Raw genomic sequence first — 22,739 nt, 5'->3', positions numbered from 1 at the left:
CCGACGCCCGCTCGCGTCGGCCGCCCCTGCGGGGCCTTTCGGCCCCACCCTGTGGGGGGTGGCTCTCGGTTCCCGGCCGCCCGTCCATCGGCTGTGCGCGGCGGCCGCTCAACGTGTTACCCACGGTTCGGACGTGGCTCGAACGACGATAGGTGCCATCCCCGCCCCCCGGATACGGGGAAAACCCTCGATCCGGCGACCGGGAACCCTGGCCTCCCCCTAGGAACTGCCTTCCGCTGCGCTGCCGCCCGTCGCCGCAGCCGTCAGGATCGCGCCCGCGACCACGTCGAAGAGGTGATCGGCGCGGGACGCGAGCGAGGACTGGTCGCCGAGCCAGGCCAGCGCCGCGATCAGCGCGAACAGATCGGTGCCGTCGAGGTCGCGCCGCGCCGCGCCCGCGGCCTGCGCTCGGGCGAGGAGCCGCGCGCCGGCCGCACGCAGGGTGACGCACGAGGCGTGGAGCGCGGAGTCGGTGTCCTCGATGGCGGCGGCCATCAGCACGGTCACGCCCCGGTACTCGGTGGTCCATCCGACGCAGTCGCGCAGCCACGAGACCAGCGCCTCCTCGGGCGAGCCCGAGGTTTCGAGGGCGTCCGCCTTCGCGGTCAGCTCCTCGAAGCTCGTGTGGAGCAGGGCTTCGAGGAGCGCCTCACGCGTCGGGAAGTGCCGGAGCAGCGTGGCGAGCCCGACGTCCGCCTTCCGTGCGATGTCGCGCAGCGACACGTCGACACCCTGCTCGGCGATGGCGGCGCCCGCCACGGCGAGCACATGGTCGCGGTTCTTCCTGGCGTCGGCGCGCACCTGTCCCCCTTGACTATCCGGATCAGTGGTCCATATATTCGGATCAGTGGTCCACTTATGTGGATCGCTGATCCGGATGAGTCTATCCCGCGACTAGGACAGGGGAAAACGATGCCTACACGTACGACCGCACGCACGATGAGGGCGATCCGGCTGCACGAGCACGGCGGCCCCGAGGTGCTCCGCCACGACGAGGTGCCGGTGCCCGTGCCGGGCCCGGGCGAGGTGCTCGTCCGCGTGCACGCGGTCGGCGTCAATCCGCCGGACTGGTACCTGCGCGGCGGACTGACCAGCGTGCCCGGGGAGCCGGATTCGACGATCAGTCTGCCGGTGATCCCGGGGACGGACGTCTCGGGCGTCGTCGAGGCCGTCGCCGAGGACGTGACCGGCTTCGCCGTGGGCGACGAGGTCTTCGGGCTGCTGCGGTTCCCCAGCTTCGACGGCCGCGCGTACGCCGAGTACGTGGCCGCCTGCGCCTCGGACCTCGCACGGAAGCCGGCCGGCGTCGACCATGTGCACGCCGCCGGGGCGCCCATGGCCGGACTGACGGCATGGCAGTTCCTGATCGAGGTCGGGCACGATCATCCGTCGCCCTTCCAGGCGGAGCGGCACCGCCCGACGGCTCTCGGCGCCGGCACGACGGTCGTCGTCAACGGCGCCGCGGGCGGCGTGGGGCACTTCGCGGTGCAACTGGCGAAGTGGAAGGGGGCGCAGGTCGTCGCGGTGGCCTCGGGCGCGCACGCCTCGTTCCTGAGCGAGCTGGGCGCCGACCGGTTCATCGACTACACGACGAGTCGTCCCGAGGACCTCGTCCACGACGCGGACCTCGTCCTCGACACCGTCGGCGGTCCCCACAGCAGCCGTTTCCTGCGCACGCTCAAGCGCGGCGGCGCCCTCTTCCCGGTGTTCCTCGGCGAGTTCGACGACGAGGAGGTCGCGAAGCTGGGCGTCACGGTCTCGACCGCACAGGTCCGCTCGGACGGCGCGCAACTCGCCGAACTGGGGCGCCTGCTCGACACGGGCACGGTACGCGTCGAGATCGACAGCACGTACCCGCTCGCGGACGCCCGAGCAGCGCACGAACGCGCCGCCCGGGGCCACATCCGGGGCAAGATCGTGCTGACGGTGGCCTAACTGCGTCCCGGTTCGGTCGGCCTTTCGGAGGTGATCACTGTCGGGCTGCGGTGGCGGTCAGCCGCAGCACGCTGCCCTCGCCGTTGGCCGAGAGGAGCAGGGTGCCGTCCGGAGCGACGGCGAGTCCGGCGAACGGGCGGGGAGAGCCCGGCATGCCCTCGGCGAACAGTGACGGGTCGGCGCGGGTGATGCCCGGCGGCAGGCCGACCGGGAGGTCCTCGGCGTCGATCCGGCTCTCCTCCGTGCCGAGCGAGACCGCCCGCAGGCACCGGTCCCGCGTGTCCACCGTGAACAACTCGTCACCGCGCACCGCGAGCCCCTGCGGCGCGCCCAGCCCTTCGGCCACGGTCACCGCCTCGCCGTCGTCGATACGGCTCACCGTGCCGAGCCGGTCGTCGCTGACGTAGCAGCGGCCCTCGGCGTCGAAGGCGACGTCCACGGGATGCCGTAGCCCTTCGGCCAGCACCGTGACGGCGTCGGACCCGTCGATCCGTACGACCCGGCCCGCGCCCGTCTCGGCGACCACGAGTGCCCCGTCCGGTGCGACGGCGATCCCGGTGGGCTCGTCCAGTCCCCGTACGCGTACGCGCGTGGACCTGCGCACGGGATCGTACGTGCGGATGTCGCCGTACTCCGAGGCGAAGTGCAGGAGTCCGTCGTCGGCGGTGATGCCGTGCACGAAGGTCTGGAGTTCATGGGTGAGCACGCCGCTCGAATCGCCCGCACCACAGTCGCCGGGGCTCGCGAGCCGGTAGTGGTCGGCCGCGTACACCGTGCCCCGCTGGTCGACCGTGACCCCGAAGGGGCCGCTGAGGCCCCGGGGGACGATCTCGCGGGTGCGGCCGTCCTCGTGCATCTCGGTGACGCCGCCGCTGCCGAAGCTGGAGACGTACATGCGGTTCTCCGCGTCGAAGGCCGCGTTGTCGAGCCCGACCACCCCGCTGACGACGACCGAACGCGCCCCGGTGGCCAGGTCGATGCGGGTCACGATGCCGGCCGGGCCGCGGGAGAGGACGACCAGGACGCCTCCCTGGTCGAAGCGGACCGCGACCGGGTCGTCGACGTGCTCGGCGAACAGTTCGGGCACGCCCCCGTCGGGCGGGATCCGCCAGACCTGGTTGCCGATCATGTGCGGGTAGTAGAGGCAGCCGTCGGGGCCGAGCTGCATCGCGTTGCCGAGGGCCAGTCCGTCGGTCAGGACCACCGGGTCACCGCCGTCGGGGAAGAGTTCCAGCAGGCGGCCGTTCATCCTCATCTCGTTGACGAAGAGCCGGTCGCCCACGCAGGTGATGCCGTTGGGCACCCGCACCTCGTCCGAGACGAGGGTGTACGTGCCGTCGGGGGTACGCCGCCACACGCGCCCCGGTGTCAGGTCGGCGATGTACATGGAGCCGTCCGCCCCGAAGGCGAGGTCGTCGGGTGCCTGGACCGGGCCGTCCTGTTCCACGACGACGTCCACGTCCCCGGAGGCGGGGTCGACCGCGCTGATCCGGCCGGCCAGGAACTGTGCCACGTACAGCCGTCCGTCGGGCCCGAAGGTGACGCCGTTCGAACCCCACAGCCGGTTCGGCGGGTTGAGGCGGTCGGTGTGCCAGCGGCGGCTCGTCACCCGCCGGGTGCCGGTGGCGTCGTACCGGCTGGGGTTCGTCATCGTCACCGGCTCCCTTCCGCGTCGACGATGACGTCGTCCATGCCGCCGTCCGTGCGCCAGCGCCTGAGCAGTTCGTGGAAGGCGACAGGACCGTCGCCGTACGACTCGCTGCGCTGCCGGGGCCTGCCCTCGTTGTTGTAGTAGCCGGGGGTGCACTCGGCCTGGAAGGCGTAGAGGTCCGCGGCCTTCTCCCGGATCGTGGCGACCCAGGCGGTCTCGGCCTCGACGGTCGGCTCCACGTACCGCGCCCGGCGCGCGCGGGCCTCGGCGACCACCTCGGCGACATGGGTGGCCTGTTCGTCGAGGATGTGGACGTAGTTCACGGCGCTGGCGTTCTGCAGCGGGCCGAGCTGGAAGAGGTTGGGGAAGCCGTTGCTGTAGAAGCCGTGCAGCGTCCTGGCCCCCTGCCGCCAGTCGTCGGGCAGCCGGGCGCCGCCCCTGCCGTGCACGGGCAGGCGGCCCGAGAGGATGCCCGAGACGCCGACCTCGAAGCCGGTCGCGAAGATGACGCAGTCGACCTCGTACGCGGTGCCGCCGACCACGACGGCGTTCTCGGTGATGCGCTCGACGCCGCCGTGGTCGGCGGTGTCGACGAGCGTCACATCGGGCCGGTTGAACGTGTCCAGGTAGTGGTCGCTGAACGTGGGCCGCTTGCACATGTACCGGTACCAGGGCTTGAGCGCCTCGGCCGTCGACGGGTCCTCGACGACGGAGTCCACCCTGCTCCGGATCTCGTTCATCTTCTGGAAGTCGGCCAGCTCGTTCAGGCGCTCCCGTTCCTCCGTGGGGAGGTCCGCGAAGTTGTCGGTCGGGATGAGGTTCTGCAGCAGCCGGGCGCTGCTCGTCCAGCCGTCGTCCACCAGGTCGTCCCCGGCGGGCGAACCGGTCACGGTCCGCAGGAAGTTGTCCCTGCGCCGGCGCTGCCAGCCCGGTTCGAGCGACTTCGCCCACCGGGGGTCGGTGGGCCGCTGGCCGCGCACGTCGACCGAGGACGGCGTGCGCTGGAAGACGTACAACTGCCGTGCGTCGCGGCCCAGATGGGGCACGACCTGGATGGCGGTCGCGCCGGTGCCGATCAGGGCCACCCGCTTGTCGGCGAGCCGGTGGAGGTTCCCCGTCGCGTCGCCGCCGGTGTACGCGTAGTCCCAGCGGCTGGTGTGGAACGTATGACCCGTGAAGGTCTCGATGCCCGGGATGCCGGGGAGTTTCGCCTGGCTGAGCGTGCCGCTGGAGATCACCACGTACCGGGCCCGTACGCGGTCGCCGCGGTCGGTGGAGACCACCCACTCCGACGCGCCCTCGTCCCAGCGCAGTTCGGTGACCAGGGTGCGGAAGCAGGCCCCGTCGTACAGCCCGAAGTGGCGCCCGATCGCCCGCGCGTGCTGCCGGATCTCCTCGCCGGGGGCGTACTTCCACTCGGGGATGTGGCCGACCTCTTCGAGCAGCGGCATGTAGACGTACGACTCGATGTCGCAGTGGATTCCGGGGTAGCGGTTCCAGTACCAGGTGCCGCCGAAGTCACCGGCCTTCTCGATGACGCGGATCGACTCGACGCCCGCCTGGCGCAGCCGCGCGCCGGCCAGCAGACCGCCGAACCCGCCGCCGACGACGACCGCCTCGACCCGGTCGTGCAGCGGCTCCCGGGTGAACTCGGCGCTGTCCACGTACGGATCGTCCGCGTAGAAGCCGAACTCGCCCGCGATACGCCGGTACTGCGCGTTCCCCTCGGGGCGGACACGGCGTTCGCGCTCGGCGCGGTAGCGGGCCCGGAGGGCGTCGGGGTCGAACCCGAGCCCGTCCGGACCGGAACCGAGGCGGGTACCGGAGTCGGTACCGGAACCGGGGCCCGTACCGGAGTCGGGTGTGTCGGACGAGGCGTGGGGGGTGGGGGGCATACCTGTCCTTCTGGTGTGTGGGCGCGGGGGGCTGCGTCCTGTGTGATCACATGCAACCGGAGCGGACTGACAGCTCACGGCCGGTGACCTGACGGGAAGCTGACGTGACCCGGATCACATCCTCTCGCCGCGCGAAGGAGGGGCAAGGGCAGGGCTCAGTGACCGAGGCGGTAGCCGAAGCCCCGGCGCGTGTGGATCAGCGAGGGCTGCTCCTGGTCCACCTTGTGGCGCACGCGGGAGACGAGCTTCTCGATCGCGTTGCCGGCCCGGGCCTCTCCCCAGACATGGAGGCAGATCTGCTCCTTCGACAGCACACGCTCCGCGTTGACCAGCAGATGCCGCAGCAGCCGGTACTCGGCGGGGGTGAGGTCGAGCACCCGCCGGCCGCGCCAGGCCTGGCAGGTCGCGTCGTTGAGCGCGAGATCGCCGTAGCACGGCCCCTGGCGCACCGGCTCACGGCCGCGCAATAACACATGGACCCTGGCGAGGACTTCGGAGATCCGGAACGGCAGGGTGACGTAGTCCGCCTGCCCCAGGCCGAGTTCGGGCACCAGGGCCCCCAGCGTCTCGTACGGGGCGAGGAAGAGGACCGGCGGACGGTCGGCCGGGCGGAACCTGCGGCCCTCCCCCAGGCTTTCGACATCCGGGACCGTCACGTCGAAGAGGACCAGGTCGAAGCGCCGCTCCGCCATGCACAGCATCCCCTGGGCGCCGGTGCGCGCGACGGTCACCCGGTAGTCCGCCAGCTCCAGGGTGGTCGTCAGCAGGTCGGTGACCGCCGGGTCGTGGACCACGACCAGGAGGTGCTGCCCCGCCCCGCGCGCGGGCACGGAGACCGACATGTCGGCGCCGGTCACGTACTCCCCGACGGCGCCGCCCGCTCCGTACACCCGGTCCATCTCGTCCATCCCGCGCATCGCACGCACCTCGTCCGCGAAGAGCATATGCATCATGCACAATACGTGTCGGATGCATATTTGATGTCATGTCTGATGCCCCTTGCCGCGGGACCGGACGCACGGCCGGGGCGAGAGTCAGCTCCGGGGAAGGACCGGCGACCGACATGGACAAGCCCACCCACCTGATCGAGTTCGAGACGATGCTGCTCGGGCGGCATCTCTATCTGAACTCGCCCCGGGCCGGCGGTCGCCTCGAACGCAGCGCGTACATCGTGCTCAGCCGCATCCGGATGGAGGGCCCGATGTCCATCGGCCAGCTCAGCGACGCCTTCGGCCTGGACGCCTCCACGCTCAACCGGCAGACCGCGGCCATGCTCCGCGCCCACCTCGTCGAACGCATCGCGGACCCCGAGGGCGGCATCGCCCGCAAGTTCCGTATCACCGCGGAGGGCGAGCGCCGGCTCGACACCCACCGCCGGGAGAGCGTCCAGGGGCTGGAGAGGGTGCTGGCCGGGTGGGACCCGGAGGAGGTCGCCGCCTTCGCCGCGTATCTCAAGCGGTTCAACACGGACATCGAGAACCTGGACGAGCGCCCCTGGCCGCGTCCCTGACACCGCTGCCCGCACCACCGGCCCCGGCTCCGTGCGCGCGCTCACCCTCCGCTCCGAACCGTGCACCCGGCCCGTGGGGCGTTGCGCGTCCCACGGGCCGGGTGCGGGTCAGCCGCCGGTGGCGGAGGCGCGGCGCTTGACCAGCCACCACGCCCCGCCGCCGACGACGAGCACCGCGACGATCGCGCCGCCGACGAGCAGCCCCGTGGAGGAGCCGTCGTCGTCCTTCTTGTCCGCGGCCTTCTCGCCGTCCTCGGCGCCCGTGGTCGCGGGCGCGGACGACGTGCCCTCGGCCGACGGCGTCGGGCTGGGGGTCGGACTCGCGCTCGGGCTGGGCGCGATGGGCGTCGCGCCCGGTGCCGCCGCCTTCAGTTTCAGGAGCGGGGCGGGCTGTTCCGCCTCCTCCCCGTCCTTGGGCAGCTCGATCCAGCGGGAGATCTCACCGTCGCTGTACGTCTCCACGGTCTTGAACGCCACCTCGTCGGCGTCCGGGAGCTGCCTGACCTTCACCTCGTACTCGGCGTCGACCCCGGTCTTCAGCGCCGGGCCGCCGACCACGTAACCGTCGGCGGTGGCCTTGAAACTCCAGCCCTTGGGGGCCTTGCCGAGCGACACGTCGGCCGGTGCGATCCCCTTCGGCAGGACGACCCGTACCTCGCGGAAGCCCGCGGAGGCGGACTCCGCCTCGGAGACGAAGGTGAGGGTGACGTTCTCGGCGAGGGCCTGCGCCTTGTCGGCCTCGACCTCCGCGTGCGCGGCGGCGGGTCCCGCGAGCGCGAGGACGGCCGTCAGCGCGGCGGCGCCGGTCAGGCCGGCACGGCGGAGGTTCGCGGACAGGAGCGAGGGCGTGCTGGACGGGGACGTCGTGGACGTGGACACAGAGGAACTCCTTGCTGGTGGAACCGGGCGGGCCGCGGGGGCCGGACCCGGGTGAAGGGGACGAGCGGGACGGGCGTACGTCCCGGAGGTCCTCTGCGCACCAGCGTGTGTTCCAGTGTGGTCGTCCGCGTTCCGGCCGGGCGGTCGAGGGAGCGGGTGAGCGGTGCGGGCGGCGGCTCGTGGGCGGCGGCCGGGCCGGTCGGCAGGAGCCGGGACAGTACCGCCGCCGCGAGCGTGCGCAGCGTACGGCCGGTGACCAGCGCTGCCGTGACCGCCGCGTCGGCCCGGTGGAGCAGGCAGGCGACCAGCAGGGCCGCGCAGACGTGGGCCGCCGTCATCGCCCCGGCCGCGTGCTGCCAGGGGTGCCCGGGGTGTCCACCGCCCGCCGCCCTCGCGAAATGACCGGCGTGCGCCAGGTGTTCCGTACCGGCGTGCCCCATGCCCCGGTGGCCGCCGCCGGCGACCGTGCCCAGCGCGAGATGCATCGCGGCCTGCGCGGCGAGCGTGCACCCGGCGACCACGGGCAGTCCCGGGCGGCGGCGGGCGAGGGGGCGTACGGCGACGAACTGCGCGACGGCGAGGGCGGCCACGAGGCGCCACGGCACCTGTCCGCCGTCGACCGCGTGATGGCCGACGGCCGCGAGCACACTGCCGACGAGGGCGAACGTCATGGCCCGGACCACGGCCGCCGCGGAACCCGGCCCGGGGCCGAGGGCCCGGCCTTCGCCCCGCGTCACCTGGTCACCCGGCACGGTCGCCCGCCGTCCTCCCCGCACCCGTCACGTCGCCGGGCGTCGCGTCACATCATTTCGCGTCACGGCACGGCGCGTACGGCGTTCGCAGCGTCACGCACGTCCAGGTCCACGGAGGAGGCGGGCTGGAAGTCGGGGCGCAGCCCCACTTCCGGGTTGGAAGTCGGGGCGCAGCCCCACTTCCAGGGGCGCGGGGAACTGCGCGACGAGCCCCCACCGGCCCGCGGACGAACCACCCGGCCGGTCGGCGTTCACGCCGGGAGGGCGGCCGCGGGCCGCTCAGGCCCCTGCGGCGAGGGACCAGCTCGGAACGCGTCCGGCCAGGCGGCACGCGAGGAAGTACAGGGGGATCGGCGGGGTGTAGGGCGAGTCGCCCGAGGGGCTGTGGATCAGCCGGGGTTTCGCGGAGAAGCGGCCGCGGCGGGCCCGGGTCCAGGACGGGTCGGCCCGGCGGGCACCGACCGTGTAGGTGACGGAGGGCGGCCAGCTGACGCCGATGTGGGAGCCGGCGGGGACGACCCACCACCAGCGTCCGCCGCCCGCGGAACCGGCGTCGGTGTCGTCGGTGTCATCGGCGAAGACACAGCCGATACGGGGCAGACAGTCCAGGATGCGTTCACCGTGCTCCCTGGACGTGCCCACCACGTCACACCCCAGACCGGTGCGCAACCGTGCGGGTATGACCAGGCGGATCGGGCGCTCGGACGGGGACGTCACGGTCGTACGCGACCACGGTTCAGGGGCGTGCTGCAGTTCCATGAGGCAGGGATCCTTCGGCCGAGTGGGGGGCGGGCCGGGTGAGGTGCGGGGTGGACACGAGCCCGGAGGACGCGGCGGGTGTCCGTCTGTCCGACGGCAGAGGGGACGGCGGGGGGACCGTCGCCGGACGGGCCGGAAGGACGGCCCAGACGACGCGTCCGGAGCCGTGCGCGGTGTCGCGCGTGCCCCAGTCGGTGCTGAGCATGCCCACCAGCATGAGTCCGCGGCCGCCCTGGTCGTCGAGTCGGGCGGTGCGCTGGGCGGGGATCGACAGACCGCGGTTCTGGTCCTCGACCTCCAGCTGGATCCGCTGTCCGTCGGAGCGCAGTCTGCACACGATCCGCTCGCTCGCCGTGTGCGTGAGCGCGTTGGTGACCAGCTCGGAGGTCACCAGGACAGCGTTGTCACATGCCTCGGGGTCCGTGCCCCACGCGCGGAGCAGTTCGGTCACGTTCCGGCGGGCCAGGCCGACCGAGGCGGGGGTGGGAGGCAGGCCGAACACGCCCGACCTGTCGGGTGTCCTGTCCGCATTCTTGCCGAGCGCGCTGTCCGCCACGCTCTCGGTGTGCTGGTCCGCGGGCAGTCGGCCCAATGGCTTGGGGAGAGAGGGCGGAGCCATCGCCGTTCGCCTTTCGTCTGCCTTCGCACCGGGGGTCAGACCGGTGCCGGTACCGCACGGATCCGCTGCGCCGCGGGGTGCGAACACCCCGTTGCGGACAGTGACGATGCGCGGTCCGTTCTCCCCCAACTGGGCCACGCCGTCAGGTCGTTCACCGGGCCGTGACGGTACGCCCTACTGTGACACCTGCCAACATCAGCTCGCAACCGGCAAGTTGAAAATTGCAATTCAGCAGGTGCATGCTTCCTCTGTCGAACGGGTGATCGTGACAGACTGCGACCTCGAAGCCCGCTGTGAGGGGGTAAGGCGTGACCGCTGAGACCGACTGGGGTGGCGCGCCCTCCGTCCTGCGCATGATCCTCGGCAGACAGCTGGAGGAACTGCGCACCCGGGCCGGGCTGACGTTCGAGCAGGCCGGTGCGGCGCTCGGGGTCAGCCACTCCACGATCCGCCGCATGGAGGCCGCCAAGGTGGCCCGGTTGCGGCTGCCCGACGCGGAGAAGCTGCTCCAGATCTACGGCGTGACCGACCAGCAGGAGATCGACACGTTCCTGAAGTCGGTCCGTGAGGCGAACAAGCGCGGCTGGTGGCACACCTACCGCGATGTGCTGCCCGACTGGTTCTCCGCGTATCTGAGCCTGGAGCAGGCGGCACTGCAGATCCGCGCGTACGAGGCGCAGTTCGTGCACGGGCTGCTGCAGACCGAGGAGTACGCCCGCGCCCTGCTGAGCGCCGGCAACCCGCATGCCTCGGTGGACGCGACGGACCGCCGCGTGGCCCTGCGCATGCGGCGCCAGGAACTGCTCACCAGGCCCTCGCCGCCGCGGGTGTGGATCGTGATGGACGAGACGGTGCTGCGCTGGCCGGTCGGCGGCCCCGAGGTGATGCGCGCCCAGATCGACCATCTGATCGAGGTCAACTCGCTGCCTCACGTGACGCTGCAGATCATGCCGTTCGCGAACGGTCCGCACCCGGCCATGCGGGCCGGCGCGTTCCACCTCTTCCGGTTTAGGGCGCGCGAGCTGCCCGACATCGTCTATCTCAGCGGCCTGGTGGGCGCTGTGTACCTGGACAAGGACGACGACGTCGTGGTCTACCGCGAGGCCCTGGACCGGCTGGGCGCCCAGTCGGCGCCCGCCAGAAAGACCGAGGCCCTCCTCGGTGCGATCCGCAAGGAGCTCTGACGTGCACCACCACATACGCAACGGCATTCCGTCCCGCGAACTCGGCAACCGCGGCTGGTACAAGCCGTGGAGCGACGACGCGGGCGGCGCCTGCGTCGAGGCGAAGAAGCTCGGCGACGGCCGGGTCGCGCTGCGCCAGTCCACCGACCCCGACGGTCCCGCGCTGGTCTTCACCCCGCGTGAGATGACGAGTTTCCTGGCGGGCGTGAAGGCCGGCCGCGCCGACTTTTTGCTCTGACCGCTGTTCCGAAACTCCTGCTGCTGCTTGAGCGTTCACCGTGAACCGACGACAAGATGGGAGATCGGCGTTGCCCGACAACGACGGATGGCCTGCCGACCGGATCGACACCGAGAGCGCGCACTCGGCTCGCATCTACGACTACATCCTCGGAGGCAAGGACTACTACCCCGCCGACAAGGAGGCGGGTGACGCCATGGTGCGGGAGTGGCCCGCCATGCCCGTGCACATGCGGGCCAACCGCGACTGGATGAACCGCGCGGTGCGCTGGCTCGCCGAGAGCGCGGGGATACGCCAGTTCCTGGACATCGGGACGGGCATCCCCACCTCCCCGAACCTCCATGAGATCGCCCAGTCGGTGGCCCCCGAGTCCCGTGTGGTCTACGTGGACAACGACCCCATCGTCCTCACCCTGTCCCAGGGGCTGCTCGCCAGCACCCCCGAGGGCAGGACGTCGTACATCGAGGCGGACTTCCAGCACCCGGAGGCCGTCCTCGGCTCCGCGGAGTTCCTGGAGACCCTGGACCTGGACAAGCCGGTCGCGCTGACCGTCATCGCGATCGTCCACTTCGTGCTGGACGAGGACGACGCGGTCGGTATCGTCCGGCGCCTGCTGGACTCCCTGCCCTCGGGCAGCTATCTGGCGATGACCATCGGCACGGCCGAGTTCGCGCCGGACGAGGTCGGCCGGGTCGCCCGGGAGTACGCGGCGCGCGGCATGCCGATGCGGCTGCGGACGATCGGGGAGGCCGAGGAGTTCTTCGACGGTCTCGAACTGGTCGAGCCCGGGATCGTCCAGGTGCACAAGTGGCATCCGGACGGCACGGGCGAACAGGGTGTCCGGGACGAGGACATCGCGATGTACGGGGCGATCGCCCGCAAGGGGTGACGCTGCCGCTGTAAGCAGGTGTGAATCCGGCGTGCAGCCGGGGCTGATTCCGGGTGAAGCCGGCCTGCGGAACCGGCTCGCGGACCGTCCTACGACATCCGCGGGCCGGCGGGGGCTGAGCGCGCAGTTCCCCGCGCCCCTTGGGGGCGCTCCTTCGGGAGCGCCCCATTGAGGCTCACACCTCATCCCTACCTCAAATCAAAAGCGCACAACTCGGGCCATGCGGTCACTCACTTGACGACCGGGCGTCACACACGGTTGGCTCCGGCCAGCGAAAGTCGGACGGTCGGCACCTCGTCCCGTCGGCCGTCACAGCGACTTGACGCCCCCATCCGCTTGTCGGCCGCACAGCGAGGTGCTGTTCCCCCATGACCCACACTCCCTCCCGCCCCCTTTCCGGCAGAACCGCGCGCGGCACCGCCGCCCTCGCCGCCTGCGCCGCCGTCTCCCTCCTCGCGTCCGGCTGCACCGGCTCGGACGGGGCCGACTCGGACGCCACCACGGCGGGCAAGGCGGGCGGCTCCGGGATCAAGGTCGCGCTGATCACCCACAGCGCCCCGGACGACGCGTTCTGGGAGCGGGTGCGCAAGGGCGCCGAGGCCGCCGCCGCGAAGGACGGCATCGACCTGGCCTACCAGAGCGACCCTGACGCCGCCGGCCAGGCCAAGCTGGTGCGCGAGGCGGTCGCCGACAAGGTCGACGGCATCGCGGTGACCCTCGCCAAGCCCGAGGCGATGAAGGGCGCGGTCGCCGCGGCCAGGGCGGCGGGCATCCCGGTGGTCGGCCTCAACTCCGGTATCGACGCCTGGAAGGCGGGCGGCCTGATGCAGTACTTCGGCCAGGACGAGAGCGTCGCGGGCCGGGCCGTCGGCGACAAGCTGGACTCGCTGCGCGCCAAGCACGCCCTGTGCGTCATCCACGAGCGCGGCAACGTTGCCGTGGAGGCCCGCTGCGCCGGTGTGAAGAAGACCTTCGGCGGCCGTACCGACCTGGTCTACGTGGACGGCACCGACGAGGACGCGCTGATCGAGTCGGTCGCCGCCGCGCTGCGCCAGGACCCGACCATCGACGAAGTCGTGATGAACGGCGCCCAGTTCGCCCTCGCGGCCGTGAAGTCGGTGAAGGAGGCCGGCAGCAAGGCGAAGATCGCCACCTTCGACCTCAACAGCGACATCGTCAAGTCCGTGCAGAGCGGGGACGTGCAGTTCGCCGTGGACCAGCAGCCCTACCTGCAGGGATACCTCGCCGTGGACGCGTTCTGGCTGTACGAGACCAACGGCAACGTGAGCGGCGGCGGCGAGGAACCGGTGCTCACCGGACCGGCGTTCGTCACCAGGCAGAACGTCGCCTCGGTGGCCAAGTACGCGGCGAACGGGACCCGCTGAACCGCCCGCCGGGGCTGCCCGAACGGAGATCGCCTTATAACGGCGATGACAAGGTTTGGGGTACTCACGGTGCGTACGGTCACTTGTACGGATAGCATCCTGCGGACCCCCTGTGCGCACAGGACACGCGCCCATCCGGCGCGTCCGTCCCCTGCTCCGCCCTGCCGACGATCCGACACCCCCCGCGACCGCCCGAACTCCCCCTCGACCGACCCCTGCTCACCGCTGATCGCTCTAGGACGACGATGTCTCCACGGACAGGCGCCCGCCGCCGTCTCGGCTCCATACGTCTCTCGCTGATCCTGTTGGCCCTGGTTCCCAGCGTCACCCTCGCCGCCATGTGGGGTGTGACGACGATCCAGATGTTCTCCGAGGGCCTGCGGCTGCGGGACCAGACCGGCCTCAGCCGGTCGACCGGGGCCATGGGCACCGACGCGACGCTGGCGCTGCAGAAGGAACGCAGCCTGTCCGCCGTGCTGCTGGCCTCGCCCGACAGCTCCCGCAGCGCCCTGGACGCGCAGCGGGAACGTACCGACAAGGCCATCGCGACGCTGGTCGGCCAGTCCGAACGGATCCGCGAGGCACCCACCCGTATCCGCGACCGGATGTACTCGGTCATCGCGTCGGTGGGCAGCCTGGAGTACTACCGCGGGCAGGTGGACAACCCCACCGACATCACCCCCGAGCAGGCGCTGGACCAGTACACCTCGATCATCGACGACCAGATCCACGCGTTCCAGGAGATCTCGCAGGTCGACGACGGCGAACTCACCTCGCAGGCGGGCCCGCTCGTCGCCCTCGAACACTCCGCGGAGCTGGTCTCCCAGGAGGACGCCCAGCTCCACCTGGTGTGGCCGGCGGGCAGGCTCGACGACGAGTCGTGGAGCCACTTCACCCAACTGGTCAACGCCCGGCGCTTCCTCGTCGAGGACCAGCTCATCCCGTCGCTGCGCGGCTCGGTCAAGACACAGACCGAACGGATCCTCCAGGGCTCGGACTGGAAGTCCCTGGAGACCGTCGAGGAGCAGGTGCTCGCGGCGCGCGCGAAGGGCGGCGACGGCGGGCGGATCGACCTCCCGAACGCGCAGAAGCGCTGGACGACGGCGTACGACAAGCTCCGGCTGCAGTACTCCACGCTGATCCAGCAGGAGACGGCGGCACTGCTGCAGCGCAGTGACGACCAGGCCGAGGCGCTGCTGATCAAGGCCGCCGCGCTGAGCGCCGCCGGACTCGTCGCCCTGCTGGTGTGCGTCTTCATGTCGTGGCGCATCACCCGCTCCCTGTCGCGGCGGCTGCGCGGGCTGCGGATCGCCACCCTGGGCCTGGCCGAGGAACGGCTGCCCGACGTGGTGGCGCGGCTCGACCGCGGCGAGACCGTCGACGTGGAGTCCGCGACGCCCGAGCTGGACTACGGCCGCGACGAACTCGGCCAGGTGGCGCAGGCGTTCAACACCGCCCAGCGCACGGCGGTCAACACCGCGGTGGAACTCGCCGACACCCGGCGCGGTTTCCAGAAGGTCATCCTCGGCATCGCCCGGCAGAGCCAGAACCTGGTCAACCTCCAGCTCACCAAGCTCGACGCGCTGGAACGCGAGCACCAGGACCCGAACATCCTCAAGGGCCTGTACGAACTCGACTCCACGGCGAGCCAGTTGCGCCGCTACGAGGAGAACCTGGTCATCATCAGCGGTGAGCGGCCCGGCCGCAGCTGGACCGAGCCGGTCGCCCTCATCGACATCCTGCGCAGCTCGGTCGGCGAGGTCGCCGAGTACCAGCGCGTGGAGGTGCAGACCGAGGAGGAGGTGTTCCTCGCCCCGCCCGCGGTGGCCGACGTCATCCACCTGCTCGCCGAACTCATCGACAACGCGACCACGTACTCCCCCGCGCCCAGCCCCGTCGGGGTGCGGGCCGGACTGGTGGCCAGGGGCCTCGCGGTGGAGATCGAGGACCGCGGGCTCGGCATGTCCGAGGACGACTACGCGTCGTTCAACGCCCAGTTGGCGGTGCCCCCGCAGTTCGACGTGGTGGCCCTCGCCGACGACCTGCGGCTCGGCATGTTCGTGATCGCCCGGCTCGCCAACCGGCACGGCATCACCGTCACGCTGCGCCCCTCCCCGTACGGCGGCACGACCGCGATCGTGCTGATCCCGTACGAGATCGTGGTGCGCGATTCCCCGGAGTCCGCCGCCGGGGGCGCGCGGGCGGCCGACGAGGCGCGCGGGCCCGCCGGGGAACCGGTCCGGGCCGCGGTCGCCGCGAAGGGCACGAGCGCGCGGGACACCGAGGACGCCGACGCGGACGGGCCCGTGCACGAACGCTCACGGGAGGCGCAGCCGGTCGCCCGCGCGCGGACCGGCGAGGTGCCCGCGGCACGGACCGGCACCGTCAGACCCCGTCCCGAGGCCGGGCGTTCCGACGCGGGCCGTGGCGGTACGGGCCGCGCCGACGCGGACCGTGCCGGCGCGGGCCGTTCCGGGTCGGGTGGCCTCCCGGCCCGCGACGGTCTGAAGGCGCTGCCGCGCCGGGTGCCGCAGACCAGCCTGGCCGCCGAGTTGCGGGAGGACTCCGTGACCGGCACCGCCGACGAGGCCGACAGCTCCCTGGACGACTTCACCGCGGAACGCGCGGCCTCCTCCCTCGCCGGATTCCAGCGCGGAACACTCCAGGCGCGTGACAACGACGCGGATCCGTCGTACGACCAAGGGGAAGAAGCCGCTCCCGAAGGCGCTTCCGTCACCTCGACTCCGCCCGCTGACCGCTCATGAAGGACAGAGAAATGACACGCCCCATCCCTGCCACGCACAGTCAGCTCGACCAGCTGCTCACCGGACTGGTGGACCGGGTCGCCGAGGTGAACCAAGCCGTCGTGCTCTCCGAGGACGGACTGGTCGTCAGCAGGTCCACGGGGTTCCTGCGGGACGACGCCGAGCGGCTGGCGGCGACCGCGTCCGGTCTGATGAGCCTCAGCAAGGGCGTCAGCATGGACTTCCGCGGCGGGCCCGTCCGGCAGGCGCTCATCGAGATGGCCAACAGCTATCTGATTCTCACCACGGCGGGGCCCGGTGCCCATCTGGCCGTGCTCACCAACCGGGGCGCGGACGTCGGAGTGGTCGCGTACCAGATGAACATGCTGGTGAAGAAGATCGGCGAGCACCTCAGCGCGGCTCCGCGGGCCGGCGTCGCCACCGACTCCGGCGAGTGAAGTGAACGGAGGCGATTCGGCGGGCCGGCTCGTCCGGCCGTTCACGCTGACCGGCGGGCGCACCCGGCCCAGCCGCGCCGACTTCACCCTCATCACGTCGGTGACCACGGTGGATCCGCCGCCCGCCCGGGCCGCGCGACCGCAGCCCGAGCACGCGCGGATCCTGCGGCTGTGCGCGAAGCCGCTCGTGGTGGCGGAGCTGGCCGCCCAGCTCGATCTGCCGGTGAGCGTGGTCTGCATCATGCTCTGCGATCTGCTGGAGGCGGGCCGGATCACCGCCAGGGCACCGCGTGAGATCTCCCGCACCACGGACCTGGACCTGCTGCAGAAAGTGAGGGACGGCCTTGGCCGGCTCTAGCCCCGTCATCCAGGGGACCTCAGCACCCGACACGGTGAAGATCCTGATCGCCGGCGGGTTCGGCGTGGGCAAGACCACGATGGTCGGCTCGGTCAGCGAGATCGTGCCGCTGCGCACGGAGGAACCGCTCACCGCGGCCGGCCTGGGCGTCGACGACCTGGGCGGCATCCCGGAGAAGCACGCCACCACGGTGGCCCTGGACTTCGGGCGGATCACGCTCAGCCAGGAGCTCGTGCTGTATCTGTTCGGCACGCCCGGGCAGCAGCGGTTCTGGTTCATGTGGAACGACCTGGCCATCGGCGCCCTGGGGGCCGTGGTGCTGGTCGACGTCCGCCGCCCGGAGTCCAGCTTCGCCGCCATCGACTTCTTCGAGCGGCGGGGCATCCCGTTCGTCGTCGGCGTCAACGGCTTCCACGGCGAGCATCCGTACGAGCCGGAGGAGATCCGGGAGGCCCTGGCGCTGCCGGAGAACGCGCACGTGCTGCTGTGCGACGCCCGGGACCGCGAGTCGTGCCGGGACGTACTGATCGCGCTGATCGACCAGTTGATAGCGACCTCGTCCCAGAGCAACGGAAGCGGACGGCCCGGCGCTTCGGCCTGAGAGGCGACGGGCCGGGCGCCGGCAGGCCGGGCAGCTGGCGGGCCCGGTAGCGGGTGGGCCCGGTAGCGGGTGGGCTTGAGATCTGGTGGGCGTGGGCACAACAAAGGAGCCGGAGCCGTGTGCGCGACGGCGGGCCGTCCACGCCCCGTCGGCTTGCGGACACCATGGCGTCACACCGGGTGGGCATGTTTCGGCCGTCCCCTCCTGCCTCGCCGTGACCGTCCGCCCGCCCCGCGCGGGTATGACGCGGAAGGACGACGTGCGCCGTGTCCTCGCTCCCGCTCGAATCCGTCCCCCGGGCGCTCCCCACGCCCGCCCCTGCTCCGCCGCTCCGCCCCGAGCCCTCCCCCGATCCGGTTCCCTCCCGCCTCCCCGCGGTCGGCCGCCCGGTCCGCTGGGCGCTGACCCTGCTCCCGCTCGTGCTGATCGCGGTCTGGGCGGCGGCCGACTGGCGGACCGTCCGCGACGGAACCGCCCGGCTGGCCGCCGCCGACCCCTGGTGGCTGCTCGCCGCGGTCCTGTGCACCTGCCTGGGCTGGGTGGCCGCCGCGTGCGTCCGCCAGGGCGCCATCCCCGACCGGCTGCCGCCGGGACCGCTGCTCGCCTCGCAGTTCGCCGCCGGAGCGGCGAACCATGTGCTCCCGGCGAGCATCGGCGCCCACGCCGTCACCCTGCGCTTCCTCCAGGGCCGGGGCATACCCCTGGCCCGCGCCACCGCCTCGCTCGCGCTGTACTCCCTGGTCAGGCCGATCGCCAAGACGATGGTGCTGCTGGTCTTCGTGGTGGCCCACCCGGACCTGCTGCACCTCGGTGAACTGGTCCCGGACGAACGGACCATGGCCCTGGTCGCCGGTTCCGTCGCCGCCGGGTTCGGCGTGGCCGCGCTGCTGGTGACGACCATACGTCCCCTGCGCCGGCCGGCCCTGGACTGCGTACGCACCGCCCTGACCGACGTACGGCTGCTGCACCGGCGGCCCGCCCGGATCGTCGCCCTCTGGGGCGGGGCGGCGGCGACCCCGCTGCTGCAGGGCAGCGTGATCGCCACGGTCGGCTTCTCGCTCGGGCTCCCGCTGTCCTGGACGCAGGTGGTCCTCGCGCTGCTCCTGGCCAGCACGGCGGTCGGGGCCGTCCCCGCGCCCGGCGGGATCGGGCCCGTGGACGCGGCGCTGGTGTTCACCATGGTCGCGTTCGGTGCCCCCGTGGGCATCGCGGCGGCGACCGTCGTCGGCTACCGCGTCCTGACGGTCTGGATACCGCTGCTGCCGGGCGCGCTGGTGCTGTCGGCCCTCGTGCACCGCAGGGTGCTGTGAACGGCGGAGGCCGTGCCGCCCCGGCTACGAGCCGGTTCCGCCGCGATCGATCGCTGCCACATGGGAGACGTTCTCGCGGTCGTCGGCGTCCGTGCTGGGCTCGGCGTCGAACCACGCGTCGAGGATCTCCTTGAGCAGCGGTTCCGACGTCAGCCGCAGCCCGAGGGCGAGCACGTTGGCGTCGTTCCAGCGGCGGGCGCCGTCGGCCGTGTAGGCGTCCGTGCACAGCGCGGCCCGTACGCCCGTCACCTTGTTCGCGGCCAGTGACGCGCCCGTGCCGGTCCAGCAGCACACGACGGCCTGGTCCGCCCGCCCGGCGGCGACATCGCGGGCCGCCGTCTCCGAGCACACCGCCCATCGCGCGTCGCCGTCGGGCAGCAACGCCCCGTACGCCCGCACCTCGTGGCCGCGCTCGCGCAGTTCTGCGACCAGCGCGCGGGCCACGGGTTCGTCCATGTCGGAGGAGACGGAGATCCGCATGCGCCGGAGACTACCGGCAGAGACCGGCGGCATCCATCGGCCGTCACCCGCCGCCTGTCACCCGGCACCCGTCATCCATAGGCGGCGACCGCGATCCGGACGAACGAGTCGCGTACGGGGTTCGCGTCGCCCCGGTTCCAGGCGAGGACCACGCGGCTCGGCGGCATGTCGATCAGCGGTACCACCCTGAGCCCGCGCGCCGGCTCGTGGTCGAGGAGCGTCATACCGACCGTGCCGTTCCACAGGACGGCCTGCTGACACTCCTGCACCGCGCGCACCACCGGCCCCTCGCGGGACTCCCCACCGCTCCAGTACGACTGCCAGAGCGGGTCGGTGCCCGCCGGGAACCGGAACCAGCGGCGGCCGGTCAGGTCGGCCAGCTTCAGGCTCTCGCGCCGGGCCAGCGGATCGTCGGCGCGCAGCAGCGCCCCCACCGGGTCGGCCCGCAGTTCCCGCACGGCCAGACCGGTCTCGTCGAACGGCCCGCGGGTCAGGGCGATGTCGACCGCTCCGGCGCGCAGTCCGCAGGTCGGGTCGGTGAGGTCGGTCTCGCGGACGCGGACCTCGACGTGCGGGTGCAGCCGGCGATGGGCGGCGGCCAGTCTGAGCACGCCCGGGTCCGTGCTGTCCCCGAGGAGGCCGACGGTGAGGACCGCGGCACCGGCCGCCGCGGTCACGCGTTCGCGGATCCGGTCGGCCCGGCCGAGCAGGTCGCGCGCCTCGTCGAGCAGCAGCGCCCCCGCCGCGGTGAGCGCGACCCCGGCGGAGGACCGGTCGAACAGCGCGGCGCCCAGGTCGCTCTCCAGGCGCCGGATCGCCCGGCTCAGCGGCGGCTGGCTCATATGGAGCCGGGTGGCGGCCCGGCCGAAGTGGAGTTCCTCGGCGACCGCCACGAAGTAGCGCAGCGTGCGTAGCTCCATGTTCGCCACGATAGTCATGCTGGCACCTGCGCCGATACCCGTACGGTATCGAGGTGCCGGAACGGGTCTTGGACAGCCGGGGCGCCCCCGCAGTGTGATCAAGGCATGACTGACGCACTCGAACCCGCCTACTGGATCGTCGCCGGCCTGCTCGCCCTCTTCTACCTCTACGGGGGCGGGGTGAAGGTGGTCAGGAGCCGTGAGGGGCTGCGCCCGATGATGGCCTGGGTGGACGGCACGCCGATGCCGGCCGTCAGGGCGATCGGCGTGATCGAGGTGCTGGGCGCGATCGGGCTGATCCTTCCGCCGCTGACCGGCATCGCGCCCTGGCTGGCGACGGCCGCGGCCGTCGGGTTCGTGATCCTGCAGATCGGTGCGACCAGGGTGCACCTGCGGCTCGGGGACCGGCGGATCGCCCTCAACATCACGCTTCTCCTGACCGCCGCGGTGACCGTGTGGCTGGCCACGGTCTGGCTGTGAGCACGTTCACCCGGGATGCGGCTCGCGGGTGAGGGGGTCCGGGTCAGCGGAAGCGCCCAAGGGGATCCCCTCCGCCTCGTGCGGTGCGGGCGCGAAGACGCGCTGAAGGCTCGCTTCGAGGTCGTCCAGGGCCCGCCGCGCGGTCACGATCCGCTCGCGCAGCTCCCGTTCGGCCTCGATCCCCGCGAGCTGCAACGGCGTCGGCGTCGACACCGGGATCGGTACCGGCCCCGCAGGGAGTACGCCGGCCGCCCCGCTGGCCTCCTCCTGCTCGCGCTCCAGCTCGCGGGCCTCGTCGAGGGAGCTGATCACGACCCCGATGAGCACGTTGACGAGGACGAAGGAGGCGAGGAGTACGTAGGAGGCGTAATAGACGATGCTCCAGCGGGAGATCTCCAGGCCCGCGCGGACCGAGTCGCCCAGCCCGTCCAGGGTCATCAGGAGGAAGAGGGTGAGCACGGCGCGGCCGAGCGAGCCGAAGTGCTCGGGGTCGCTCTCGGCGAAGGCGACCCAGCCCACCATCGCGTACACGTAGAGCAGCAGGGCACCGACGATCAGGAAGCTCATGGTGCCGGGCAGGCTGCGGCCCACGGCGACGAGGAAGACGCGCAGTTGGGGCAGGAACCTGGCCGTGCGCAGGACGCGGGCCAGGCGCAGCAGCCGCAGGATGGTGCCGTTCTCACGGACGGCGGGCAGGAACGCGGAGAACACGACGGCCAGGTCGAACAGGTTCCACGGGTCGCGGAAGAAGTCCCGGGGGCGGTCCGCGTGGGCGCCCGCGCGCAGCAGGATCTCCACCGTGAAGGCCGCCAGGAAGCAGTGCTCGACGAGCTTGAGCTGCCCGTGCCAGTCGTGGACGACGCCCGTGTAGGTCTCGATGCCGAGGACCAGCGCGTTGGCGATGATCAGCGCGAAGACCGCGGCACCGAACCAGCGGGCCTCGGTGACACCGCGACAGCGGTCGGCCAGGGCCGCCCGAGCGGCCCGGGAACGGCGGGTGCCGGGTAAGTGTGTGGCCGCGTCATCCGTCATCGCGCGCTTCCAGCTCCCTCTTCATGAAGTCGTACACCCCCGCCAATTTCTACACTACTGTAGAAATAAGCGATGCCCCGGCCGTTCCAGGCCGACCGGGCACACCTCTCACACGTACGGAGATCTCATGGCCCTGTGGGACCGCATCAAGGATTCCGCGTCGACGATGCAGAACCAGCTGGTGGCGAAGAAGAACGACCTCAAGAGCGGTGCCTTCCGCGACGCCTCGATGGCGATGTGCGCGCTGGTCGCCGCCGCCGACGGCACGATCGACCCGTCCGAGCGCCGCCGGGTGGCCCAGCTCATCGCCACCAACGAGGTGCTGCAGAACTTCCCCGCCGACGACCTCCAGCGCCGCTTCGACGCCAACCTCGACAAGCTGGTCGCGGACTTCGACTTCGGCAAGGTCAGCGTGCTGCAGGAGATCGCGAAGGCCAAGAAGAAGCCCGCCGAGGCGCGTGCCGTGGTCCAGATCGGCATCGTCATCGGGGGCGCCGACGGCGACTTCGACAAGACCGAGCAGGCCGTGGTCCGCGAGGCGTGCTTCACGCTGGACCTGCCGCCGCACGAGTTCGACCTCTGAGAACCACCGCGGCCGGAACGGGCGGGGTGAGCGGCACGGGCGGACCGGGCGGGGCGGACGGGGCGACAGCCTCGGCC

General features: G+C 71.9%; 24 protein-coding genes. 13 read left to right on the top strand and 11 right to left on the bottom strand.

What is annotated here, in order from left to right:
* Window positions 1-219 precede the first annotated feature (219 nt).
* Complete coding sequence (locus tag ACFWGJ_RS24740) at window positions 220-801, bottom strand: TetR/AcrR family transcriptional regulator (RefSeq protein WP_387328328.1); 582 nt, start codon at window positions 799-801, stop codon at window positions 220-222.
* A gap of 111 nt (window positions 802-912) precedes the next feature.
* Between ACFWGJ_RS24740 and ACFWGJ_RS24735 the strand changes: the two genes are divergently transcribed.
* Window positions 913-1,935 (top strand): NADP-dependent oxidoreductase, encoded by a 1,023-nt coding sequence (locus tag ACFWGJ_RS24735; protein WP_387328326.1) that lies wholly within the window; start codon window positions 913-915, stop codon window positions 1,933-1,935.
* A gap of 34 nt (window positions 1,936-1,969) precedes the next feature.
* Here ACFWGJ_RS24735 and ACFWGJ_RS24730 read toward each other — a convergent pair whose 3' ends face one another.
* From ACFWGJ_RS24730 to ACFWGJ_RS24720, 3 genes are all read right to left on the bottom strand, one after another.
* A complete protein-coding gene (locus ACFWGJ_RS24730) occupies window positions 1,970-3,586 on the bottom strand; it encodes a hypothetical protein (protein WP_387328323.1) in 1,617 nt (538 codons plus the stop codon).
* A gap of 2 nt (window positions 3,587-3,588) precedes the next feature.
* Window positions 3,589-5,481, bottom strand: coding sequence for a flavin-containing monooxygenase (locus tag ACFWGJ_RS24725; protein WP_387328320.1), 1,893 nt, complete (start codon window positions 5,479-5,481; stop codon window positions 3,589-3,591).
* 155 nt (window positions 5,482-5,636) lie between these two features.
* Entirely contained in the window at window positions 5,637-6,323 is a 687-nt protein-coding gene (locus ACFWGJ_RS24720; protein WP_387328334.1) for a response regulator transcription factor, read from the bottom strand.
* Between the two features lie 221 nt (window positions 6,324-6,544).
* Here ACFWGJ_RS24720 and ACFWGJ_RS24715 point away from each other — a divergent pair, with 221 nt between their 5' ends.
* Window positions 6,545-6,991 carry a MarR family winged helix-turn-helix transcriptional regulator gene (locus tag ACFWGJ_RS24715; RefSeq protein ID WP_387328317.1) on the top strand — a complete coding sequence of 149 codons (447 nt, stop codon included), beginning with the start codon at window positions 6,545-6,547 and terminating at the stop codon, window positions 6,989-6,991.
* Window positions 6,992-7,099: 108 nt separating this feature from the next.
* On the opposite strand, the gene ACFWGJ_RS24710 is transcribed toward ACFWGJ_RS24715, so the two are convergent.
* From ACFWGJ_RS24710 to ACFWGJ_RS24695, 4 genes are all read right to left on the bottom strand, one after another.
* Entirely contained in the window at window positions 7,100-7,870 is a 771-nt protein-coding gene (locus ACFWGJ_RS24710; RefSeq protein WP_387328314.1) for a DUF1775 domain-containing protein, read from the bottom strand.
* Entirely contained in the window at window positions 7,798-8,622 is an 825-nt protein-coding gene (locus ACFWGJ_RS24705) for a hypothetical protein (RefSeq protein ID WP_387328311.1), read from the bottom strand. The genes ACFWGJ_RS24710 and ACFWGJ_RS24705 overlap by 73 nt, the downstream gene beginning before the upstream one ends.
* 279 nt (window positions 8,623-8,901) lie before the next feature.
* Window positions 8,902-9,381: a hypothetical protein gene (locus tag ACFWGJ_RS24700; protein WP_387328308.1), complete on the bottom strand. Its 480-nt coding sequence runs from the start codon at window positions 9,379-9,381 to the stop codon at window positions 8,902-8,904.
* A complete protein-coding gene (locus ACFWGJ_RS24695; RefSeq protein WP_387328305.1) occupies window positions 9,359-10,000 on the bottom strand; it encodes an ATP-binding protein in 642 nt (213 codons plus the stop codon). Before ACFWGJ_RS24695 ends, ACFWGJ_RS24700 begins: the two co-directional genes overlap by 23 nt.
* A gap of 308 nt (window positions 10,001-10,308) precedes the next feature.
* On the opposite strand from ACFWGJ_RS24695, the gene ACFWGJ_RS24690 reads away from it, so the two are divergent.
* The 9 genes from ACFWGJ_RS24690 (at window position 10,309) to ACFWGJ_RS24650 (ending at window position 19,167) form a co-directional block, all read left to right on the top strand.
* Entirely contained in the window at window positions 10,309-11,184 is an 876-nt protein-coding gene (locus ACFWGJ_RS24690; RefSeq protein WP_387328302.1) for a helix-turn-helix domain-containing protein, read from the top strand.
* Window position 11,185: 1 nt separating this feature from the next.
* Window positions 11,186-11,422: a DUF397 domain-containing protein gene (locus ACFWGJ_RS24685; RefSeq protein ID WP_107021994.1), complete on the top strand. Its 237-nt coding sequence runs from the start codon at window positions 11,186-11,188 to the stop codon at window positions 11,420-11,422.
* 70 nt (window positions 11,423-11,492) lie between these two features.
* Entirely contained in the window at window positions 11,493-12,311 is an 819-nt protein-coding gene (locus ACFWGJ_RS24680; protein WP_387328299.1) for an SAM-dependent methyltransferase, read from the top strand.
* A 368-nt stretch (window positions 12,312-12,679) separates the two neighbouring features.
* Window positions 12,680-13,696, top strand: coding sequence for a substrate-binding domain-containing protein (locus ACFWGJ_RS24675; RefSeq protein WP_387328296.1), 1,017 nt, complete (start codon window positions 12,680-12,682; stop codon window positions 13,694-13,696).
* A 245-nt stretch (window positions 13,697-13,941) separates the two neighbouring features.
* Window positions 13,942-16,461: a nitrate- and nitrite sensing domain-containing protein gene (locus tag ACFWGJ_RS24670; protein ID WP_387328293.1), complete on the top strand. Its 2,520-nt coding sequence runs from the start codon at window positions 13,942-13,944 to the stop codon at window positions 16,459-16,461.
* 11 nt (window positions 16,462-16,472) lie between these two features.
* The gene (locus ACFWGJ_RS24665) at window positions 16,473-16,898 is read left to right on the top strand and encodes a roadblock/LC7 domain-containing protein (protein ID WP_107021990.1); all 426 of its coding nucleotides are present in this window, start codon (window positions 16,473-16,475) and stop codon (window positions 16,896-16,898) included.
* A 1-nt stretch (window position 16,899) separates the two neighbouring features.
* Window positions 16,900-17,256: a DUF742 domain-containing protein gene (locus ACFWGJ_RS24660; protein ID WP_210888847.1), complete on the top strand. Its 357-nt coding sequence runs from the start codon at window positions 16,900-16,902 to the stop codon at window positions 17,254-17,256.
* Window positions 17,243-17,857: an ATP/GTP-binding protein gene (locus ACFWGJ_RS24655; RefSeq protein WP_387328288.1), complete on the top strand. Its 615-nt coding sequence runs from the start codon at window positions 17,243-17,245 to the stop codon at window positions 17,855-17,857. Before ACFWGJ_RS24660 ends, ACFWGJ_RS24655 begins: the two co-directional genes overlap by 14 nt.
* Window positions 17,858-18,123: 266 nt before the next feature.
* Window positions 18,124-19,167, top strand: coding sequence for a YbhN family protein (locus ACFWGJ_RS24650; protein WP_387328286.1), 1,044 nt, complete (start codon window positions 18,124-18,126; stop codon window positions 19,165-19,167).
* A gap of 24 nt (window positions 19,168-19,191) precedes the next feature.
* On the opposite strand, the gene ACFWGJ_RS24645 is transcribed toward ACFWGJ_RS24650, so the two are convergent.
* Complete coding sequence (locus tag ACFWGJ_RS24645; RefSeq protein WP_387328283.1) at window positions 19,192-19,647, bottom strand: RpiB/LacA/LacB family sugar-phosphate isomerase; 456 nt, start codon at window positions 19,645-19,647, stop codon at window positions 19,192-19,194.
* 71 nt (window positions 19,648-19,718) lie between these two features.
* A complete protein-coding gene (locus tag ACFWGJ_RS24640; RefSeq protein WP_387328331.1) occupies window positions 19,719-20,567 on the bottom strand; it encodes a LysR family transcriptional regulator in 849 nt (282 codons plus the stop codon).
* Window positions 20,568-20,672: 105 nt separating this feature from the next.
* Between ACFWGJ_RS24640 and ACFWGJ_RS24635 the strand changes: the two genes are divergently transcribed.
* Complete coding sequence (locus ACFWGJ_RS24635) at window positions 20,673-21,047, top strand: DoxX family protein (protein ID WP_387328280.1); 375 nt, start codon at window positions 20,673-20,675, stop codon at window positions 21,045-21,047.
* Between the two features lie 6 nt (window positions 21,048-21,053).
* Here the strand turns inward: ACFWGJ_RS24635 and ACFWGJ_RS24630 are convergent, their stop codons facing one another.
* A complete protein-coding gene (locus ACFWGJ_RS24630) occupies window positions 21,054-22,079 on the bottom strand; it encodes an ion transporter (protein ID WP_387328278.1) in 1,026 nt (341 codons plus the stop codon).
* A 127-nt stretch (window positions 22,080-22,206) separates the two neighbouring features.
* Between ACFWGJ_RS24630 and ACFWGJ_RS24625 the strand changes: the two genes are divergently transcribed.
* The gene (locus tag ACFWGJ_RS24625) at window positions 22,207-22,662 is read left to right on the top strand and encodes a tellurite resistance TerB family protein (RefSeq protein ID WP_107021983.1); all 456 of its coding nucleotides are present in this window, start codon (window positions 22,207-22,209) and stop codon (window positions 22,660-22,662) included.
* Window positions 22,663-22,739 lie beyond the last annotated feature (77 nt).

The organism is Streptomyces sp. NPDC060205 (assembly GCF_042728395.1).
Classification (GTDB): domain Bacteria; phylum Actinomycetota; class Actinomycetes; order Streptomycetales; family Streptomycetaceae; genus Streptomyces.
Note: the sequence above shows the minus strand (reverse complement) of the source record. Positions and strands in the feature narration are given on the sequence as shown.

Excerpts from the sequence above, each read along its gene's own strand:
- ACFWGJ_RS24695 (WP_387328305.1), bottom strand. The coding sequence starts at position 10,000 with ATGGCTCCGCCCTCTCTCCCCAAGCCATTGGGCCGACTGCCCGCGGAC.
- ACFWGJ_RS24730 (WP_387328323.1), bottom strand. The coding sequence starts at position 3,586 with ATGACGAACCCCAGCCGGTACGACGCCACCGGCACCCGGCGGGTGACG.
- ACFWGJ_RS24665 (WP_107021990.1), top strand. The coding sequence starts at position 16,473 with ATGACACGCCCCATCCCTGCCACGCACAGTCAGCTCGACCAGCTGCTC.
- ACFWGJ_RS24670 (WP_387328293.1), top strand. The coding sequence starts at position 13,942 with ATGTCTCCACGGACAGGCGCCCGCCGCCGTCTCGGCTCCATACGTCTC.
- ACFWGJ_RS24675 (WP_387328296.1), top strand. The coding sequence starts at position 12,680 with ATGACCCACACTCCCTCCCGCCCCCTTTCCGGCAGAACCGCGCGCGGC.
- ACFWGJ_RS24725 (WP_387328320.1), bottom strand. The coding sequence starts at position 5,481 with ATGCCCCCCACCCCCCACGCCTCGTCCGACACACCCGACTCCGGTACG.
- ACFWGJ_RS24635 (WP_387328280.1), top strand. The coding sequence starts at position 20,673 with ATGACTGACGCACTCGAACCCGCCTACTGGATCGTCGCCGGCCTGCTC.
- ACFWGJ_RS24720 (WP_387328334.1), bottom strand. The coding sequence starts at position 6,323 with ATGTCGGTCTCCGTGCCCGCGCGCGGGGCGGGGCAGCACCTCCTGGTC.
- ACFWGJ_RS24630 (WP_387328278.1), bottom strand. The coding sequence starts at position 22,079 with ATGACGGATGACGCGGCCACACACTTACCCGGCACCCGCCGTTCCCGG.
- ACFWGJ_RS24715 (WP_387328317.1), top strand. The coding sequence starts at position 6,545 with ATGGACAAGCCCACCCACCTGATCGAGTTCGAGACGATGCTGCTCGGG.
- ACFWGJ_RS24625 (WP_107021983.1), top strand. The coding sequence starts at position 22,207 with ATGGCCCTGTGGGACCGCATCAAGGATTCCGCGTCGACGATGCAGAAC.
- ACFWGJ_RS24735 (WP_387328326.1), top strand. The coding sequence starts at position 913 with ATGCCTACACGTACGACCGCACGCACGATGAGGGCGATCCGGCTGCAC.
- ACFWGJ_RS24640 (WP_387328331.1), bottom strand. The coding sequence starts at position 20,567 with ATGGAGCTACGCACGCTGCGCTACTTCGTGGCGGTCGCCGAGGAACTC.
- ACFWGJ_RS24700 (WP_387328308.1), bottom strand. The coding sequence starts at position 9,381 with ATGGAACTGCAGCACGCCCCTGAACCGTGGTCGCGTACGACCGTGACG.
- ACFWGJ_RS24645 (WP_387328283.1), bottom strand. The coding sequence starts at position 19,647 with ATGCGGATCTCCGTCTCCTCCGACATGGACGAACCCGTGGCCCGCGCG.